The sequence below is a fragment of the Acinetobacter sp. YH01021 genome, assembly GCF_013420255.1.
Classification (GTDB): domain Bacteria; phylum Pseudomonadota; class Gammaproteobacteria; order Pseudomonadales; family Moraxellaceae; genus Acinetobacter.
Window position 1 is genome coordinate 61,655 of record NZ_VOYO01000011.1, and the last position, 19,608, is coordinate 81,262.

21 protein-coding genes are annotated in these 19,608 nt (G+C 43.2%); 14 read left to right on the plus strand and 7 right to left on the minus strand.

What is annotated here, in order from left to right:
- Nucleotides 1-37: 37 nt before the first annotated feature.
- On the minus strand, nt 38-1,678 hold the full coding sequence (locus tag FTT86_RS09550) for an acyl-CoA synthetase (RefSeq protein ID WP_005103303.1): 1,641 nt from the start codon (nt 1,676-1,678) through the stop codon (nt 38-40).
- A 233-nt stretch (nt 1,679-1,911) separates the two neighbouring features.
- On the opposite strand from FTT86_RS09550, the gene FTT86_RS09555 reads away from it, so the two are divergent.
- From FTT86_RS09555 to infC, 4 genes are all read left to right on the plus strand, one after another.
- Nucleotides 1,912-3,198: a D-arabinono-1,4-lactone oxidase gene (locus FTT86_RS09555; RefSeq protein ID WP_180181084.1), complete on the plus strand. Its 1,287-nt coding sequence runs from the start codon at nt 1,912-1,914 to the stop codon at nt 3,196-3,198.
- A 10-nt stretch (nt 3,199-3,208) separates the two neighbouring features.
- Complete coding sequence (locus tag FTT86_RS09560; RefSeq protein WP_180181085.1) at nt 3,209-4,378, plus strand: alanine racemase; 1,170 nt, start codon at nt 3,209-3,211, stop codon at nt 4,376-4,378.
- A gap of 224 nt (nt 4,379-4,602) precedes the next feature.
- Nucleotides 4,603-6,525, plus strand: a complete 1,923-nt coding sequence (thrS, locus tag FTT86_RS09565; protein WP_005107823.1) for a threonine--tRNA ligase — start codon at nt 4,603-4,605, stop codon at nt 6,523-6,525.
- A gap of 5 nt (nt 6,526-6,530) precedes the next feature.
- Complete coding sequence (gene infC, locus FTT86_RS09570) at nt 6,531-7,082, plus strand: translation initiation factor IF-3 (protein WP_071850398.1); 552 nt, start codon at nt 6,531-6,533, stop codon at nt 7,080-7,082.
- Nucleotides 7,083-7,125: 43 nt separating this feature from the next.
- Here the strand turns inward: infC and FTT86_RS09575 are convergent, their stop codons facing one another.
- A complete protein-coding gene (locus FTT86_RS09575; RefSeq protein ID WP_180181086.1) occupies nt 7,126-7,677 on the minus strand; it encodes a hypothetical protein in 552 nt (183 codons plus the stop codon).
- Between the two features lie 104 nt (nt 7,678-7,781).
- Nucleotides 7,782-8,237 carry an Hsp20 family protein gene (locus FTT86_RS09580; protein ID WP_004732955.1) on the minus strand — a complete coding sequence of 152 codons (456 nt, stop codon included), beginning with the start codon at nt 8,235-8,237 and terminating at the stop codon, nt 7,782-7,784.
- A gap of 283 nt (nt 8,238-8,520) precedes the next feature.
- On the opposite strand from FTT86_RS09580, the gene FTT86_RS09585 reads away from it, so the two are divergent.
- The 7 genes from FTT86_RS09585 (at nt 8,521) to FTT86_RS09615 (ending at nt 11,325) form a co-directional block, all read left to right on the plus strand.
- Entirely contained in the window at nt 8,521-9,141 is a 621-nt protein-coding gene (locus FTT86_RS09585; RefSeq protein ID WP_180087063.1) for a glutathione S-transferase family protein, read from the plus strand.
- Between the two features lie 74 nt (nt 9,142-9,215).
- Complete coding sequence (locus tag FTT86_RS09590; protein ID WP_004647523.1) at nt 9,216-9,506, plus strand: hypothetical protein; 291 nt, start codon at nt 9,216-9,218, stop codon at nt 9,504-9,506.
- Between the two features lie 7 nt (nt 9,507-9,513).
- Nucleotides 9,514-9,936 (plus strand): YqaA family protein, encoded by a 423-nt coding sequence (locus FTT86_RS09595; protein WP_005250780.1) that lies wholly within the window; start codon nt 9,514-9,516, stop codon nt 9,934-9,936.
- A 186-nt stretch (nt 9,937-10,122) separates the two neighbouring features.
- Entirely contained in the window at nt 10,123-10,317 is a 195-nt protein-coding gene (gene rpmI / locus FTT86_RS09600) for a 50S ribosomal protein L35 (RefSeq protein WP_004278281.1), read from the plus strand.
- A gap of 11 nt (nt 10,318-10,328) precedes the next feature.
- A complete protein-coding gene (rplT, locus tag FTT86_RS09605; protein ID WP_004647525.1) occupies nt 10,329-10,688 on the plus strand; it encodes a 50S ribosomal protein L20 in 360 nt (119 codons plus the stop codon).
- 154 nt (nt 10,689-10,842) lie between these two features.
- Nucleotides 10,843-10,980 (plus strand): hypothetical protein, encoded by a 138-nt coding sequence (locus FTT86_RS16110; protein WP_005250783.1) that lies wholly within the window; start codon nt 10,843-10,845, stop codon nt 10,978-10,980.
- Between the two features lie 6 nt (nt 10,981-10,986).
- On the plus strand, nt 10,987-11,325 hold the full coding sequence (locus FTT86_RS09615) for a GNAT family N-acetyltransferase (protein WP_180181087.1): 339 nt from the start codon (nt 10,987-10,989) through the stop codon (nt 11,323-11,325).
- Nucleotides 11,326-11,674: 349 nt separating this feature from the next.
- Here the strand turns inward: FTT86_RS09615 and FTT86_RS09620 are convergent, their stop codons facing one another.
- Nucleotides 11,675-12,700 carry a hypothetical protein gene (locus FTT86_RS09620; RefSeq protein WP_005107810.1) on the minus strand — a complete coding sequence of 342 codons (1,026 nt, stop codon included), beginning with the start codon at nt 12,698-12,700 and terminating at the stop codon, nt 11,675-11,677.
- 159 nt (nt 12,701-12,859) lie between these two features.
- On the opposite strand from FTT86_RS09620, the gene pheS reads away from it, so the two are divergent.
- The 3 genes from pheS to FTT86_RS09635 all read left to right on the plus strand — a co-directional run bounded on the left by pheS (nt 12,860) and on the right by FTT86_RS09635 (nt 16,651).
- Nucleotides 12,860-13,840 carry a phenylalanine--tRNA ligase subunit alpha gene (gene pheS / locus FTT86_RS09625; RefSeq protein ID WP_004278272.1) on the plus strand — a complete coding sequence of 327 codons (981 nt, stop codon included), beginning with the start codon at nt 12,860-12,862 and terminating at the stop codon, nt 13,838-13,840.
- A gap of 136 nt (nt 13,841-13,976) precedes the next feature.
- Nucleotides 13,977-16,358 carry a phenylalanine--tRNA ligase subunit beta gene (gene pheT / locus FTT86_RS09630; RefSeq protein ID WP_148334987.1) on the plus strand — a complete coding sequence of 794 codons (2,382 nt, stop codon included), beginning with the start codon at nt 13,977-13,979 and terminating at the stop codon, nt 16,356-16,358.
- Nucleotides 16,355-16,651, plus strand: coding sequence for an integration host factor subunit alpha (locus FTT86_RS09635; protein WP_004278269.1), 297 nt, complete (start codon nt 16,355-16,357; stop codon nt 16,649-16,651). The genes pheT and FTT86_RS09635 overlap by 4 nt, the downstream gene beginning before the upstream one ends.
- Nucleotides 16,652-16,753: 102 nt before the next feature.
- On the opposite strand, the gene FTT86_RS09640 is transcribed toward FTT86_RS09635, so the two are convergent.
- From FTT86_RS09640 to trxA, 3 genes are all read right to left on the minus strand, one after another.
- Nucleotides 16,754-17,053, minus strand: a complete 300-nt coding sequence (locus tag FTT86_RS09640) for a hypothetical protein (protein ID WP_005250791.1) — start codon at nt 17,051-17,053, stop codon at nt 16,754-16,756.
- Between the two features lie 401 nt (nt 17,054-17,454).
- Complete coding sequence (gene rho / locus FTT86_RS09645; protein WP_004278267.1) at nt 17,455-18,723, minus strand: transcription termination factor Rho; 1,269 nt, start codon at nt 18,721-18,723, stop codon at nt 17,455-17,457.
- Nucleotides 18,724-19,045: 322 nt separating this feature from the next.
- On the minus strand, nt 19,046-19,372 hold the full coding sequence (trxA, locus tag FTT86_RS09650) for a thioredoxin (protein WP_005250793.1): 327 nt from the start codon (nt 19,370-19,372) through the stop codon (nt 19,046-19,048).
- Between the last annotated feature and the right edge of the window lie 236 nt (nt 19,373-19,608).

A 19,608-nucleotide genomic window follows, 5' to 3' on the forward strand; every position in this document is an offset into this window, starting at 1 on the left:
TATTGAGTAGATTTTGAAAGAACACGTTTGTATGGAATTAAGAGAATTCACCTTGCGCGCGCTCTTTGGCCCATTCACGTAAAACAAATTTCTGCAATTTTCCGGTCGAAGTTTTTGGAATTTCGGTAATCACCACATCCTTAGGCACTTTAAAACGGGCCAGATGCTCACGGCAGAATTCCATAATTTCTTCTTCCGAAGCTGTTATTCCTTCTTTGAGTTCGATAAAGGCACAAGGAACTTCCTGCCAGCGTGGATCAGGCTTGGCGACTACCGCCGCAGTCAGCACCGCCGGATGCTGATACAGTACTTCCTCCACTTCAAGTGAAGAAATATTTTCTCCGCCGGAAATAATCACGTCTTTAGAGCGGTCGGTAATTTTGGCATAGCCATCCGGTTGGCAAACTGCCAGATCTCCTGTATGGAACCAGCCTCCCGCAAAGGCTTCCGCGGTAGCTTCGGGATTTTTCAGATAGCCTTTCATCACGATATTGCCACGGAACATGATTTCACCCATGGTCTGGCCATCGTGTGGCACTTCCTGCATGGTATCCGGATCAAGTACTTTCATGCCATCTTGCAATGGATACGGTACGCCCTGACGGGAGTGCAACTGCGCCTGTTCCTGAATGGATAAATCACTCCAGCCTGCCTGAGATGCACATAGGGCAGAAGGGCCATAGGTCTCAGTCAAGCCATAAACATGCGTTACATTAATACCGATATTGCGCATGCCTTCGATAATCGCAGCTGGCGGTGCAGCACCCGCGACCATCACTTCGACACGGTGATCAATCTTGGCCTTTTTCTCTTCAGGTGCGTTAATCAGCATTGACAAGACAATCGGTGCCCCACAGAAGTAATCGACTTTATGTTCAGCAATCAGTTTAAAGATCAGTTCAGCATCGACTTTACGCAAGCAAACGTTGGTTCCGCCATTGGCCGCCATGGTCCAGGCAAAGCACCAGCCATTACAGTGGAACAGCGGAAGTGTCCATAAATAGGTAGCGCGTGGTGTCATGCCACAGGCGATAATATTACTGGCTGCGTTAATGTAGGCACCGCGATGATGATAGACCACGCCTTTCGGATTGCCGGTGGTACCGGAGGTATAACTTAAGCTGATAGCATCCCATTCATCTTGAGGCAAATGCCATTCAAAGTTTGCGTCGCCTTGCGCAATCCAGTCTTCATATTCGATTTGACCAATACGCTTATCTTCACCTTCAAACTCTGCATCGGCCACATCAATGACATAAATATCCTGTGACACCAAGGCAAGTGCTTCAGTCGCAAGTGCGGTAAATTCAGGATCGACCAAGAGCACTTTGCTTTCAGCGTGTTCCAGCATAAAAGCCAGTGTTTTGGCATCGAGACGGGTATTTAAAGTATTCAGGACTGCACCTGCCATCGGTACAGCAAAATGTGCTTCGATCATGGCAGGGACGTTAGGCAGCAGGACAGACACGGTATCATTTTTACCGATGCCTAATTTTTGGAGTTGGTTGGCAAACTGACGACAACGGTTGTATTTCTCACGCCAGGTAATACGACGCTTACCGTGAATAATCGCGTTCTGGTTTGGATAGATATAAGCTGCACGATCAAGATAGCGTAAAGGTGATAAGGCTACAAAATTCGCGGGGGTACGCGGTAATTCATCATATGCGCTAACCATTGTAAAACTCCGTTCTATATTTATTTTCATATCCTGTTGAAAAGATATGTATTTCTCAGAAATCTTGCATTTATGCTTTAGTCGAGTACGATTTTACAAATTTTAAGTATTTGAATATTAATAAAAATATTTAACCCTACTTAAATGTTTTGAACGCATGGGTTCCCAAGTTTGATTTTTTAGGTATTTTACTCTAGTTCAGCCATTAAAATAATATGAGCCCAGGAAGAATAATGAAAATACAACAGGCGAATGACGTCTGGCGAAACTGGTCGGGGAGCCAGTTCAGTGCCGCTCGGATTGTTCAGCCCAGCCAGATCAGTGAATTACAAAGTTTAGTGAAGACCCATGCACACATTCGTGCAGTGGGTGCAGGACATTCATTTAGCCCATTGGCCAAAACAGATGAGGTGTTGCTTAATCTCGATTTGTTAAAAGGTATCGTTGCCTTTGATCAAGAGAAAACCCAATGCACCGTGCGGGCCGGGACGCGTTTATATGATTTGGGGAAAGATCTGGTACCGATCAATCAGGCCTTAATCAATCAGGGCGATATAGACCAGCAAAGTCTGGCCGGAGCGATTTCTACCGGAACGCATGGCACGGGCATCGATTTACCTTGCATCTCTGCTTTTGTGGAAGGCTTTGAATTACTGACCGCGGATGGAGAGCTGTTGCAATGTCATCGTGAGCAGAATGCTGAGATATTTCAGGCTGGACGGGTGGCATTGGGCAGCTTGGGCATATTGACCCAAATAACCCTGCAAAATCGACCACGATATAAACTAAAAGAACAGATCCAGCTCTGTTCATTAAAAGACATATTTACCCATATTGGTCAATGGAAACATCAGCACCGACATATTGAGTTTTGGGCTTTTCTGCATGCCGATCAGGTGATACTGAAAACTCTGGATGACACGGAGGAGGACATTCAGCCGAGACAGGAGAGCTGGCCTCCGGAAGATATTTTATTGACTCTATGTTCGGAATTGACGCGACTCTTCCCAAAGACAAATCCCTATCTGCAAAAACTGCTCGGCGTATTTGTCAAACCGACTCGTTATGTAGACTGGTCATCCAGAATTTTTCCAACTCCGCGTAAGACCAGATTTAATGAAATGGAATATCAGGTTCCGGTTGAGTTTGGCTTGCAGTGTCTGGACGAGATTCTGCATGTTTTATGCAAACACCAAGTGCCGATGTTTTTCCCGATCGAGTTTCGTTATGTCAAAGGCGATGAGATCTGGCTAAGTCCTTTTTATCAGCGTGATTCGGTCTCCATTTCGATTCATCAATTTTATAAACAGGATTACCACGCGATCTTTGATCTGGTCGAGCCGATTTTACAGAAATATCAGGGACGACCGCATTGGGGCAAGTTACATAGTATGAGCGCAGCCTCGCTGCGCGAACTCTACCCGAAATGGGATAATTTCATGGTGCTACGTCAGCAATTGGATCCACAGCAAAAATGGCTGAATCCATATTTAAAAGAATTGTTTTTATCTGGGAAATGAGGAGAGGGCGATGCAATCAAATTATTTTCAGCAACTGACGCAGGAATTAAAACGGCAGGGCACTGGCACACCGCAACTGATTTTAGATTTAAAAACCTATCAACGTAATTTGGACTATGTACAGTCAAAATTGCCTGCGAAGTTAAAACCACGTCTGGTAGTGAAGTCTTTAGCCAGCATTCAGCTACTCAAACTGGCCAGTGAAAAACTAAATACCCAGCGCTTTATGGTCTTTCATCTGCCGCATCTGCTGGAGATTATAGGGACATTTCAGCAAGCCGATATCTTGTTGGGTAAACCGATGCCGATTCAGGCAGTCAAACATTTTTATCAAACTTTGTCTGATCAAAATAAAGCCAATGATCAAGTAGTTATTCAATGGCTAATTGATGATGTGGAACGATTAAAACAATATCTGCAACTCGCGCAAAGCTTGAATACCTGCCTGAATGTCAATATTGAAATTGATGTAGGGCTGCATCGTGGCGGCGTACAAACGCAGCAGCAATTTATAGCCTTAATGGAGCTGATTCAGGACAACGCGGCTTATATCAAATTCTCGGGTCTAATGGGCTATGATGCACATGTCGCCAAATTACCAAAAATTCTGAAAAGTCCTGAAAAAAGTTATCAGCAATCGCAGCAGATGTATCAACAATACAAAACGATGATTCAGCAGCAATTCCCTGATTTATGGCATGAAGGTCTCTGTTTTAATGGCGGTGGCAGTCCGACCTTTATGCAGCATTGTCAGCACAGTGTCTGTAATGACCTGGCTTTTGGCTCGATGCTGCTCAAGCCAGGCGATTTTGATCTGGCGAATCTGGCTGAACTGCAATGTGCACTCTGGATTGCCGCACCCATTTTAAAAGTGTTGCCTTGTAGCCAGATTCCCGGTTTGGAACTACTAAATTATCTTCCACATCAAGATAAAGCCGTATTTATTTATGGCGGCTATTGGCGAGCGGATTATATCTACCCTGAAAAAAGCCGGCTACATGTGTTATATGGCCGCAGCAGTAATCAGGAAATGCTTCAGGTGCCCATGCAGTGCGATATTCATGTCGATGATTATGTGTTTATAAGACCGACACAAAGTGAAGCTATCATCCCGCAATTCGCTCAGCTTTATGCTTATACAGAAGGAAAGTTTCTCCAGTGGCAGACTTTGCGGGAATAAGCACATTTTGAAATGAAAAATGAGCCTAAGCCTTTAACGATCAGGCATAGATTTGACGGTAAATCTTATTTTTATTGGGAAAAGGTTTAATCATGCGGCCAAGCCGTGTAAAATTCGAATCGATTTTATTTATCCACCGTTTTTATCTTTTGAGGCTGTGCCTCGATCATAATCTCGCGGTGATATGCTCCATGGTACGGGGCATCACTCCTTAAGGATTTCTTATGCCAATTATCACTTTGCCAAATGGCGATCAAAAACAGTTTGATCACGCCGTATCTGTGATGGACGTTGCACTTAGCATTGGTCCTGGTCTTGCAAAAAATACAGTTGCTGGTCGTGTCAACGATCGTTTGGTTGATGCGTCTGATCTCATCACTGAAGATGCAACACTACAAATTATCACGCCTAAAGACGAAGCCGGTGTCGAGATCATTCGCCATTCTTGCGCGCATTTGGTCGGTCATGCGGTTAAGCAACTGTTCCCAGAAGCAAAGATGGTCATTGGTCCGGTCATTGAGGAAGGTTTCTACTATGACATCTGGATGCCACGTCCGTTTACCTTAGACGACATGGCAGCGATTGAAGAGCGTATGAAAAAGCTCATCGATCAGGACTATGATGTTGTGAAAAAAATGACGCCGCGTGATGAAGTGATTGCTGAATTCACTGCGCGTGGCGAAGAATACAAATTGCGCCTGATCGCAGACATGCCTGAAGAAACCCAAATGGGCTTGTACTACCATCAGGATTACTTGGATATGTGCCGTGGTCCGCACGTTCCAAACACCAAATTCTTAAAATCGTTCAAGCTGACTAAAATTTCAGGTGCTTACTGGCGCGGTGATGCGAAAAACGAACAGCTACAACGTATTTACGGTACAGCGTGGGCAGACAAGAAGCAGCTTGCGGCTTATGTAAAACGGATTGAAGAAGCAGAAAAACGAGATCACCGTAAAATCGGTAAAGCACTTGATTTGTTCCATATGCAAGAAGAAGCACCGGGTATGGTGTTCTGGCATCCAAATGGCTGGACCATTTATCAAGTGCTTGAACAATACATGCGTAAAGTTCAGCAAGACAATGGCTACGAAGAAATCCGTACCCCGCAAGTTGTCGATTTCACGCTGTGGGAAAAATCAGGACATGCTGCCAACTATGCAGACAACATGTTCACCACGCATTCTGAAAATCGCAACTATGCGGTGAAGCCAATGAACTGTCCTTGTCACGTGCAAGTGTTCAACCAAGGCTTGAAGTCATACCGTGATCTTCCTGTACGTTTGGCAGAGTTTGGTTCATGTCATCGTAACGAACCATCAGGTTCTTTACATGGCATTATGCGTGTGCGTGGCTTTACTCAGGATGACGCGCATATTTTCTGTACCAAAGAACAGATTGGTCCTGAAGTTGCAAACTTTATCAAATTGACACTGGATGTATACAAAGATTTTGGCTTTGAAGAAGTACAAATGAAGTTGTCGACGCGTCCTGAAAAACGTGTGGGTGATGACAAGCTTTGGGATATGGCAGAAAAATCTTTGGCAGATGCTTTAGATGCTGCAGGTCTTGAGTGGGAACTTCAACCAGGCGAAGGCGCATTCTACGGTCCGAAGATTGAATTCTCTCTGAAAGACTGCTTAGGTCGTGTCTGGCAGTGTGGTACCATTCAGTGTGACTTTAACTTGCCAGAACGTCTGGATGCGTCTTATGTCACTGAAGATAATGACCGCGATCAGCCAGTAATGTTACATCGTGCAATTCTTGGCAGTTTCGAGCGTTTTATTGGTATACTGATCGAACACTACGCAGGCTTCATGCCACCTTGGTTGGCACCAATGCAAGCGTGTGTGATGAACATTACCGATTCTCAAGCTGAGGCATGTGAGTCAGTCGTCGCAAAACTTAAAGAAAACGGTATCCGTGCAATTTCTGACTTGAGAAATGAGAAAATCGGCTTTAAGATTCGTGAACGTACATTAGAGCGTATTCCTTACTTACTGGTACTTGGGGACCGTGAAGTAGAGGAAGGTACCGTAAACGTGCGTACCCGCTCAGGAACAAATTTGGGTACTATGTCAATCGATGCTTTCGTTGACCTAGTAAAAGCAGCCGTAGCCGAACGCGGCCGGTACATTGTGGAGTAACAGCGATTAAACAGCCTGACCGTAATCAACAGGGCGGTAACAAATCAAACCGTCCTGCCTTGAATGATGAAATTCGTGCGAAAGAAGTCCGTCTTGTAGACGAAAATGGTGAGCAGAAAGGGATTGTAAGCTTAGCTGACGCCCTACGCGCAGCAGAAAGTGTTGAACTTGATCTTGTTGAGATCGTAGCAAACGCTGAACCACCAGTATGTAAGATCATGGACTTCAACAAGCATTTGTTTGATCTTAAGCAAAAGCAGAAAGAAGCGAAGAAAAAACAACATCAAGTCCAGGTGAAAGAAATCAAGCTACGCCCGGGTACTGATGTTGGTGATTACAACGTAAAACTACGTGCAATCATCAAGTTCCTTGAAGAAGGTAACAAGGTGAAAATCACGCTTCGTTTCCGTGGTCGTGAAATGGCGCACCAACAGTTGGGTCTAGCTCAATTGCAAAAAATTGAAGCTGACGTGGCTGAATTCGGTACTGTTGAGCAGATGCCGAAAATGGAAGGCCGTCAAATGGGTATGCTACTTGGTCCTAAAAAGAAAAAGTAAGCACTCATTAAGCGAAAAAAGCCCTGCATATGCAGGGCTTTTTTTATGCTCTAAAGTTCCAGGCACTTTGTATGGCCTGCATAATCTGTTGAGCTTGCGGGCGGGAAAACATCGACAGCTGAATCCGGAAAAATCCAAGAAAAATTTGATTCATCAGACCGGGCTGGCACAATTTAAAATCCAAAGTGCCATCGCGTTGACTAATCACATGCGCTGGCATGTTATAGAGCCAGCTTTTGAGATGTGCTTTGAGAGAAGCATAGCGTGGATTCAGAAAGCTATACTGTACCGAATGTCGTTTTAAGCACAGGCTGATGCGGAAACTGGCCAAAGTATAATAAATAGCTTGTGAGGTGATTTTCAGTTTAGTTCCCAGCATAAGCAGCGAAAGACCAAGAAAGCCGCCAATATAAATATAAAAGTCAGGAGACTCCTGCCATAAAAATAATAGTCCTTGGAAAAAACTGGAATTGCTACGCACACTGCTGAAATAAAAAATGCTGAATATTCCGACCGGATAACAAAACAGTAAATATCCCATAGCGCGCATGATCGGGCTAGCTTGATGAAACAGGATGTTTTCTGGCACATTCATGGTTTATTTTTATGATCAGAAAGCGTATTGCCTTAATGAGCTTAGGTAATCTGTAGCCAAAAAGAAAGGCCCTTTCGGACCTTCCTTTGCGTACTTAATCAAGCTTATTCCACTGATTTTTCATCGTTTGCAATGAGCAGTTTATTGCCAATCGGGATTTGACGTGGCAATTTTTCTTCTGGAATAATGCGCTGCAAGTCGATGATCAATAAACCATTTTCATAGTCTGCCTGTTGTACCTCAATATATTCATCCAGACGTAAAGACAATTTAAATGCACGTCGCGCAATGCCTTTGTACAGGAATTCAATACTGTCATTGCTCTGGTTTTCAGGCTTGCCTAGGATGGTCAGCAACTTATTTTCCAGACGAATGTCGAGTTCTTCCTGACGAAAACCCGCAGTTGCCACCACGATGCGGTAATTATTCTCACCACGCTTTTCGATATTATACGGTGGGTAATTCGGTGCATCGCTTTGCATGGCATAGTCAATAAAGTCATTCAAGCGATCAAAGCCAATACTACGACGAAATAATGGATGAAGATTTAAGTTACTCATGATTAGAACCTTCTCACTAAAGCAAAGTTATAAAAACAAGAAAATAAGATCTGTCATGTCAGACATCAACAGCGCATAAGATTGACGCAATCCTTATGCAGAAATAAATATGTGTTTGGAGCTGAAATTTTCAAGATCAAAAAGAAAAAAATATATAAATTTTTAATAAGATTTTGATATTTATTGAAAAATAATTTTAAAATGCAGACTTGTTGTTTCTTTCTAAATCCTCTATGTTGAGTACATCGTCGCATAGTAAAAGTGCAGGGAGTATTAAAAGAAAATGATCGATTTATATTATTGGGGCACCCCCAACGGCCATAAAATTAGTATTGCTCTAGAAGAAATGGGGCTGGAATATCAAATTATTCCCATCAATATTCTGGAAAATGACCAGTTCCAGTCCGATTTTCTGGCTATTTCTCCCAATAATAAAATCCCGGCAATTGTTGATCAGGATGGGCCACATGGCCGCGCCATTTCAATTTTTGAGTCAGGTGCGATTTTGCAATATCTAGGTCGCAAAACAGGTCTGTTTTATCCAACTGATGAAGTGAAGCGTATTCAGGTTGAACAGTGGCTGATGTGGCAAATGGGCGGTTTGGGGCCGATGCTCGGGCAAAATCATCACTTTAGCCGTTTTGCACCTGAGCGGATTGCTTATGCCACAGAGCGCTATGTCAATGAAAGCAAGCGTTTATATGGGGTGTTGAATAAGCAGCTGGTCGGGCAGGATTATGTTGCCGGCGAATACTCGATTGCTGATATGGCGATATTTCCGTGGTTATTGCGACACGACTGGCAGCAGATCAATCTGGAAGATTATCCTGAAGTTTCCAAATATATTGATCGCTTGAATGCTCGTCCTGCGGTTCAGAAAGCGCTGGCGATACAGGTCAGTTAAGCATCTGCCTTTATGCTAAAATAGCCTTAAGCAAATAAAGCCACCCTTACGGTGGTTTTTTATTGGATGGATATATGAACGATTTTCTTCTGAACTTTACCAAGATTGTTGAAAGTAATACCCGAATTTACTGGAGCATTCTTTTCGGCATTGCTGCATGTTTAGTGCTGTATGTTGCTGAAATTGTGCATATCGATCAGGTGATTGCTGCCCTAAATACCAAAGATCAGCAGATTTTACGTGCTGCAATTGCACCGCTCAATGAGCAGTATAAATGGGCGCGGATCATGGCGATGGTGACTGCAGTCGTTTGGTCCAGTTGGGAATATAGTAAAGCCAAGAAAAAAATGGGCTTGAGCCGTTAATGCTGTAATGAGCCTGTTTTTACTGTTTCTATCTGCCTTTGGTGCAGCGACCTTACTGCCTTTACAGTCTGAAGCTGTGCTACTGGGGCTTTTAGTGCAGGGTGAGCAGAGTGAGGTACTGTTAATTGCGGTGGCCAGTTTGGGGAATATACTGGGTTCTTGTGTGAACTGGTATCTGGGACTCAAGATTGAGCATTATAAAAATAAAAAGTGGTTTCCGGTTTCAGCAGATAAGATGCTCAAGGCGCAAAAGACCTATCAGAAATATGGTTACTGGTCTTTACTGCTGAGCTGGGTGCCTATCATTGGTGATCCGATTACCCTGATTGCGGGACTATTAAAAGAAAACCTCGTCCGTTTTCTGCTGATGGTCAGCATCGCTAAAATTGGACGTTATCTGTTTGTCTATGCGGCCTTTGCCATGTTCTAAACTTGAAAATAATTTTCCTGATCCAGTCTTGGATATTATTTCAGAGCGAAATCATTCTTTAAATTCGCTTATTGGGTGAAGATGCTTTTGTTTTAAACAAAGATGCTTTAGAATACTCGCTCCCTTACCTGCAGGTCGTTTTGTAATGGTGCAAACGAGCCGAACAGGTGTTCAAAAGAGGTTGTTATGCCTAAGATGAAAACTCGCCGTGGTGCAGCTAAACGCTTTAAAGCGACTGCTAACGGTTTTAAGCGTAAACAAGCGTTCAAACGCCACATTTTGACCAAAAAATCTGCTAAGCGTATTCGTCAATTGCGCGGCTGTGTAATGGTTCACGTAAGTGACGTTGCTTCAGTTCGTCGTATGTGCCCGTACATCTAAGGAGATTATAAATGGCTCGTGTAAAACGTGGTGTACAGGCTCATCGCCGTCACAAAAAAATTCTTGCTCGCGCTAAAGGTTACTATGGTGCTCGTTCACGCGTTTACCGCGTAGCGTTCCAGGCGGTAATCAAAGCTGGTCAATATGCTTACCGTGACCGTCGTCAGAAGAAACGTCAATTCCGCGCTTTGTGGATTGCACGTATCAACGCTGGTGCTCGTCAAAATGGTTTGTCGTACAGCCGTATGATCGCTGGCTTGAAAAAAGCTCAAGTGATTATCGACCGTCGCGTACTTGCTGACATCGCTATGCATGACGCAGTTGCGTTTGCTGCTTTAGCTTCTAAAGCTAAAGATGCATTGGCTGCATAAGTCTTTATGACTTGAAAAAAGACCGCCATTTGGTGGTCTTTTTTATGCTTAAATAAAAGTAGTCATTTTAAATATTATTTAAAAATCAATATTGTAAATCCTATATTTTTTAGTCATTGTTAAACTGCATAATCAAAAATAAGGCTTAAAAATAATGATTCGACTTGCCACTCAACAGGATGTCCTGCCGATTGCCCAAGTGCACGTACAAAGCTGGCGTGAAAGCTATAAAAACATCATCAAACAAGAAATTTTAGATGCATTGTGTGTAGAACAAAGAGCTGCCTTGTAGCGTTCTGTGCTTGAACAGGAAAATCGACAGGTATTTGTCTATGAAGAAAATGCTCAGGTGCTCGGATTTGCTGCCTTTAATTTTCCAGTGGATGCACCAATTAGTGAATTGAGAGCACTTTATTTGCTTCAAAATATTCAAGGTCGCGGCATTGGACGTGATTTGGTTCAATTGGGTCTGGATTTAAGTCGAGAAAAATCCTACCAGTATATGCAGTGCAGCGTATTGAACCTGAATTCCAGTCGTTATTTTTATGAAAAGACCGGCGCCTATTTTGTCAGTGAAGGAGATGCCAGCGATCTGGGCGAGAATCTTAAAGACTTATGTTATCAGTGGGACATTTAATTTTTGAATACTCTGGCCCAGCTGGCTCAACGTAGAAAAATCTAAAACCTGGGAAAAGACGATAGAAAATAAATCAGCCCTTAGAAATGTATGGCTGATTTATCTTTTTATCTCAATATCTCCACCGGTCAATTAAGAGAGCATTTCCGGCCGATCAGCAAATGACAGCTTCGGCTCATTCAAATAATGCTGAAATTTTAAGACAGATACTCAGTCGTGATTCCATCATCTGATGGATGATGAAAACCATCACAAAATCGTCAGCATTATTTCAAGTTGATGCCTGCTCATGAATATCAAAATATCCATTGAATTCTGCCCGTGATGTTCAAGCTTTTCTGGCAAAATGTTAAAGGCCGAAATAGTAGCCAATCAGACAGATAATCACAGTGATCACAATTAAGGTCAGCACATTTGCAGATGAACTGGATTTGCCTGGGTCCTGAGGTTTTTCTGCTTTAGAAATTTTTGGTGAGCGGTCTTCGGTACTCATACCGACAAATGGGTCAGGTGCAACTTTTGGTGTTAGCTGTGCAGTTTTATAGTGATTGGCGACTTTGCTGATGAATTTAGCACTTAAATCATCAATTTTTTGCGAAAAATGTCGCAGGTTAAGTTGCTGCTCCGGGCTGAGTACTTCGCCATCTGCACGATAGGGATGCTGGATTTTCGTTTGAATAAAGTCATTTAAGGCGTCTAGGCGGTACAAAGTCTGGTGAGCATAATCCGCTGAATAGTCAGTGGGAATTAAGGCCAAATGACTTTCGCTATCGGCTTGAATGGCAGGCATGGTGCCGTAATAAGGCAAATTGGTATATGCAGGTTCGGTAAAATCTTGGGCAAGGCTACTTTCAAACAGTTCATGATCGGTATAGGCCTGAATATCATCCCAGTTTGGGGCTTCCAGATCGACATCAATGCGCTTGGCCAGTTTAGGATTTAGCTCATAACACCAGAATGTTTCATGGCGTAAAGGGGATTGCTGTGATTTAGGTGCTTCGTAATCATTGTCTGCGCTGTACCATTCAGGCAGTTCCTTGCCGATGATCCAGGCAGTTTTGGTTTTAGCGCCATGACTGACAATAAAATGCGCCAGTGGTAATAGCTCGATATTGGCATTCGGATTTTTTTCATCAACCAGTAAATCAGAGCGATGCAAGCTGAGGCGACGCACGCCTTGTTTTTTCAGGCCTTCCAGCCAGATCTGGAAATGCTGGGCCAGCAGGTGTTGTGATATCAGATCCCGAAAGGCAAACTGATGCTGATTAAAAATGGAATGTTGAATCCAACGATTGAAACTCAGGTCTTGAGTCAAATACTCATTGCCGTAAGTGACGAGGGTTAGTTGCTGTTTCCAAATTTGATCGAGTGCCATAGTGATTTGATCTGATTGATATTGTGTTTATCTTATACTTTTTATATTTAATCATGCCAATCTAATTTTCCTTAAAACGCATCTTCATCAAAGTGTCTAAAAACTGTTAGAATGTGGGGTTTTTAAAATATTTTTTAACCTGTTGCTTTGAGAGTTACTATGTCACTGGAAGCCCTGACCACTGAAGCGCTCGCTGCGATTGCAGCAGCTCAAGACCTTGCTGCACTTGATCAAGTACGAGTGCAATTTACGGGGAAAAAAAGCCAGCTCGCGGAACAATCTAAGTCGCTTGGTAAAATGGATCCTGAAGAACGTAAAGTCTTCGGCGCACAAATCCATGCTGTACGTGAAACTATTACCGCTGCATTGACATCACGTCAGGCAGAACTGCATAAAGCTGCCTTAGAACAAAAACTGGCAAGCGAAACCATTGATATTACTTTACCAGGTCGTGGTCAGCAGGTGGGCAGTATCCATCCAGTGACCCAGGTGCAAGAGCGTATTTGCCAGTTCTTTACCAAGGCAGGTTTTACGGTTGCAACAGGTCCTGAAGTTGAAGATGATTATCACAACTTTGAAGCACTGAACATTCCAGGTCATCACCCGGCGCGTGCCATGCACGATACTTTCTATTTTGATGTGAACCATTTGCTGCGTACGCATACGTCTGGTGTGCAGATTCGTACCATGGAAACTCAGCAGCCACCAATCCAGATCGTATGTCCGGGCCGTGTTTACCGTTGTGATTCGGATCAAACCCACTCACCGATGTTCCATCAGATCGAAGGTTTATACGTGGCTGAAAATACCAGCTTCGCGGAACTGAAAGGTTTGCTGATTAACCTGCTGAACGAATTCTTCGAAAAAGATTTGAAAGTACGTTTCCGTCCATCTTATTTCCCGTTCACCGAGCCGAGTGCGGAAGTGGATATTATGGATGAACGCGGTCGCTGGTTAGAAGTATTAGGCTGCGGTATGGTGCATCCGAATGTGCTGCAAGCTGCAGGCATTGATCCTGAAAAATACAAAGGCTTTGCTTTTGGTCTGGGTGTTGAACGTTTTGCAATGCTGCGTTATGGCGTAAATGACTTACGTATGTTCTTCCAAAACGATGTGCGTTTCTTACGCCAGTTTGCTTAAAACTTTTTAATAATCCTCTCCTAACCTCTTCTTTTAAAAAGGAGAGGAACTCCGCGAAATAGATGGAGTTCTCCCTCTTTGGAAAATGGGGGAGCAGAGGGGGATTCTAGAGATTTGAATTACAGGTTTTATATCAATGAAAATTAGCGAAAATTGGCTACGCACATGGGTCAACCCAGCCATCGATAGCGAAAAACTTTCTGATCAATTGACCATGTTGGGTCTGGAAGTGGATGAACTTGCGCCTGCAGCTAAACCCTTTACCGGCGTAGTGGTGGGGGAAGTCCTGACGGTAGAACAACATCCTGATGCAGATCGCTTGCGTGTGACCACTGTCAATATCGGTTCAGGTGAGCCACTGCAAATTGTATGTGGTGCGCCAAACGTACGTGCCGGCATGAAAGCGCCAGTTGCGACCATTGGTGCAGTACTTCCAGGCGATTTCAAAATCAAGAAAGGCAAGCTACGTGGTATCGAGTCACAAGGCATGCTGTGCGGCGCTTCAGAAATCGATTTAGAAGATAAAATTGATGGTTTGTTAGAGCTTCCAGCGGATGCACCAGTAGGTATGAACATTCGTGAATATCTAGACCTTGATGACAACGTGATTGACATCAGCATTACACCGAACCGTGGGGACTGCTTCAGTATTCGCGGGATCGCACGTGAAATTGGTGTGATTAACCAATTGCCAGTAACTGCCCCTGAAATTAAAGAAGTAGCTGCGACTATTAGCGAAGAAAAGAAAGTCGTTGTATCGACTGAAGGCTGTCCACGTTACTTGGGTCGTGTGATCAAGAACGTCAATACCAAGGCTGTGACTCCTGTATGGATGGAGCGTGCATTGGCACGTTCAGGTATCCGTCAGCACAGCATTCTGGTCGATATTACCAACTATGTGCTGATGGAGCTGGGTCAACCGCTACACGCATTTGATGGCGGCAAAGTTCAAGGCGCAGTACATGTACGTCAAGCGACAGAAGATGAAAAGTTAGTTTTGCTCAATGAACAAGAAGTGGAGCTGAATGAAAAAGTGATGGTGATTGCAGATGATGAAAAAGCATTGGCCATTGCTGGTATTATGGGTGGCTTGTTTTCAGCAGTCAGCGATGCAACCACTGAAATTTTCCTGGAATCAGCATTCTTCGCGCCACTGCATATTGCCGGTCGTGCACGTAGCTTTGGCCTGCATACTGATGCTTCTCAGCGTTATGAACGTGGTGTCGATTTTGAATTGCCATTGATCGCTATGCACCGCGCATCACAATTGATTGCGGAACTTGCGGGCGGTGAGTTTGGACCAATTACAGTTGCCGAAAATGCAGCATTATTGCCAACACGCGACGCAATTGAGTTGAATCAAGCACAAGTCGATCAACTGCTGGGTTATAGTGTTGACTCAGCGTTCATTACTGATGCTTTAAGCCGTTTAGGTTGTGAAGTTACAGTAAAAGCAGAAGGCGAGTGGTCAGTGGTACCGCCATCACATCGTTATGATATGGTGATTTACCAAGATTTGATCGAAGAAGTGGCGCGTATTCACGGTTATGACAATATTCAAATCAGCCTGCCTGTGATTGATGTGAAGCTGGCGAAATACCAAGATCAGTTTGAATTGGGCCAACTCCGTCAAACTGCCGTAACTTTAGGTTACCAAGAAGCGATCAGCTTTAGCTTCGCAGACCTAAAGCTTGAAAAGCAACTTAATTCCAGTGTGAATCCATTAGTATTAGCCAATCCAATTTCAAGTGATTTGGCAGTGATGCGTTCAACCTTGCTGTCTAGCCTTATTCCTTGTGTTCAGTACAATGTCAACCGCCAGCAAAGCCGTGTACGTTTCTTTGAGCTCGGTCTGCGTTTTGACTATCAAGAAGCCAGCAGCATCCATGATTTAAAACAGATTCCAACTTTTGCATTGATTGCGACTGGTTCACGTCATGCTGAATCTTGGCATGTGAAACCCGCTGCAATGGACTTCTTTGACTTTAAGGGTGATGTAGAAGAAATTTTGGCTGCTGGTCGTGTCAAAGTAGAATATGTGCGTTCAGAGCGTAGCTGGTTGCATCCTGGACAATCCGCAGAAATTCTCGTGAATGGTCAATCAATTGGTTACTTGGGGCGTTTACATCCCTCACTTGAAGACGAACTTGATCTGGCAACCACATGGGTAGCAGAATTGGATCAAGCGGCTGTTTTGCAAACTTATGTATCTAATTTTACAGAATTATCACGTTTTCCATCGGTTCGACGTGATATTGCGCTTTTAATTAGTGATAAGATTAATGTTAGCGAAATTCAGGGACTTATCGAAAAAACAGGCGGAGAGCTTTTAGACTCAACTTGGTTGTTCGATGTGTACACTGGACAAGGAGTAGAAGAAGGGAAACGCTCACTGGCATTTGCACTTCTCTGGCAGCATCCAAGCCGTACACTGGAAGATGCTGAAATTAAATCAGGTATGGATAATATCCTTCAAGTGTTAGAAAACACTTACCAAGCGACATTGAGGGCTTCATGACAGCACTAACTAAAGCAGAAATGGCTGATCATTTAAGTGAGCTCACGAGTTTAAACCGTCGTGAAGCAAAACAAATGGTTGAGTTGTTCTTCGATGAGATTAGCCAGGCGCTCATCTCAGGCGAGCAAGTAAAACTTTCGGGTTTTGGTAATTTCGAGTTGCGTGATAAGCGTCAACGTCCGGGCCGTAACCCGAAAACGGGTGAAGAGATTCCGATTTCTGCACGCCGTGTGGTCACCTTCCGTGCCGGACAGAAGTTCCGTCAACGTGTGGGAAATGAGCAGGTCAATTGATCTGCTTTTTAAAACTGGAATCTAATATCTTTAAATTCCAGTTTTAAAAATAAAAAAGAGAGCCAAAGGCTCTCTTTTTTTTGTACTGAATAATCTAGAAGATTATTGAGCAGCAGCTTCAGAAGCAGCAGTAGCTTCAGCAGCAGCATCAGTAGCAACTGCAGCAGCAGCATCAGCTTCAGCAGCAGCGTCAACTTCAGTAGCAACTTCAGAAGAAGCTTCAACGTCAGTAGCTTCTACAGCAGCAGCGTCAGCAGCAGCTTCAGCTTCAGAAGCAGCTTCTACAGCTTCAGAAGCAGCTTGGTTAGCGTCAGCAGCAGCGTCGTCAGCTTTTTTAGCACAACCAACGAAAGCTAAAGTAGTAGCAACTGCAGCAGCAATAGCGATTTTTTTGAATAACATGGCATCACTCTCTAAAAATTGAGATTAAAAAAAACCAAAGTTAGTCTGTTAAGTGCTTTTATTGTTCCTAATTGTGTTAGGGACTAACAACGCAGGAGCAGTCTAACTGGTCTGCAAATATGCTATCACTGCGCATTTTTAATTGCTACTGGCAATGATCAAAAAAGTACGGAAAAACGATAAAAAATAAGAAGTTTTTAACAGAAAATAACAATGGAATGAAACATTTAGATTGGAGAAAGGCTTGTTAAACACTTAAAAGTTATACAATTTTTAATCTGAATATTTTATTAATCAAAAACTTAAAAATAAGTTTACATAAATCAGGCTTGATTGTTTCATTCTGTAATTTATGTCAACCTAAAAAAGGCCACCGCTTAGGTGACCTTTCATTTGAAATTTTAATTTGAAGCTTTGCGTTTCATCTGATCAAAGAAATCATCGTTGGTCTTGGTTTCTTTCATGCGATCCAGTAAGAATTCCATTGCCGCCAACTCATCTTGAGTATGCAACAGCTTGCGCAGAATCCAGACTTTACGCAGATTGTCTTCTGACATCAGGCGTTCTTCACGGCGAGTACCAGATTTCTTGATGTTCATCGCAGGGAATACGCGCTTTTCTGCAATGCGACGATCAAGGGTAATTTCCTGGTTACCTGTACCTTTGAATTCTTCGTAAATCACTTCATCCATTTTACTACCGGTTTCAATCAGGGCAGTAGAAATGATGGTCAGTGAACCGCCTTCTTCGATATTACGTGCAGCACCGAAGAAACGTTTAGGGCGTTCTAAGGCATGTGCATCCACACCACCAGTCAGTACTTTGCCTGATGAAGGAATCACAGTGTTATAAGCACGTGCCAGACGGGTAATCGAGTCAAGCAAAATCACCACATCTTTCTTGTGCTCAACCAGACGTTTTGCTTTTTCAATCACCATTTCAGCAACTTGAACGTGACGTGCAGGAGATTCATCAAAGGTAGAAGCCACGACTTCACCGCGAACCGTACGTTCCATCTCGGTCACTTCTTCTGGACGTTCATCAATCAGGAGAACGATCAGAATAACTTCAGGATTATTGCGAACGATGGACTGTGCAATGCTTTGCAGCAGCATGGTTTTACCCGCTTTCGGCGGAGCCACAATAATTGAACGCTGGCCTTTACCAATCGGGGCCACTAGGTCGATCACACGGGTGGTTAAATCTTCAGTGGTACCATTGCCTAACTCCATCACCAACTGTTCGGTCGGGAATAATGGGGTCAAGTTTTCAAACAGAATCTTGTTACGTGAATTTTCAGGTGTGTCGTAGTTAATCTGATTGACTTTAAGTAAAGCAAAATAACGTTCGCCTTCTTTCGGCGGGCGAATGGTGCCAGTAATGGTGTCGCCAGTACGGAGGTTAAAACGACGAATTTGAGAAGGGCTGACATAGATATCGTCAGGACCTGCTAAATAAGAACCTGCGGCTGAGCGTAAAAAGCCAAAACCATCTGACAAAATTTCTAGAACGCCATCACCAAAAATCTCTTCGCCATTCATTGCATGACGTTTTAAGATGGCAAAAATAATGTCTTGCTTACGGTTACGAGCCATACCTTCGAGGCCCATAAACTCGGCAATCTTGATGAGTTCGCCAATCGGTTTTTTCTTGAGTTCGGTTAAATTCATAGGTGGTCAGATAGAATCAAAGTTCTGAGGTACAGGTTAGAAAGGGAGTAACATTCGGCCGCATACCAGCATTCAAACGAAAGCAATTGAATTTGCAAAAGAACAATTCAGAGATCTGTTTGAGTGTTTCAAAGGAAAATGTGGAAAACAATTTCTATTGCCGAGCGGCATCTTATGTAATGTGTCTTGTAAGAAATTGACAGGATTTAGGATCCTTTATCTCTTGAGTAGCGAATATAAGAGAAAATGCTAGGTTTGTCAATTTATAGCCGAAAAAAATACGCGAGAATGAGTCGCGTATTTTTTACTAAAAATGCTGTGCTTAGATATTGTCATCAATAAATGCTGTCAGTTTAGATTTTGGTGCAGCACCGACTTGAGTCGCAACAACTTCACCATTTTTGAACATCAACAAAGCCGGGATGTTACGGATGTTGAAATTTACAGCAGTTTGTTCGCAAGAAGTTACGTCAACTTTCACGATTTTAACTTTACCTTGGTATTCATCAGCAAGCACTTCAAGCACGGGTGCAATTGCTTTACATGGTGCACACCAGCCTGCCCAAAAGTCCACCAGTACAGGAACGTCTGATTGAAGAACGTCTGCTTCGAAGTTTGCGTCAGTAGTGTTTATGATGTTGCCAGACATGGAATGTGCTCCAGATTAATATTTTAAAGATAACTAATTATTAGTATTACATAGCCATCTTTAACAATGTAGGGGAATCTGTAAATTTTCAATGCTTAATGTTATTTTGTCTAATGGATGATCACGATAGTGATGATCGTGTCTCACTATTATTCCCGATACAAAAAAGAATAAGGCATTAAATTGTCGCTACAAATGGCTTTTAAATTGCATGCATGTGAATTACTCTAAGCACA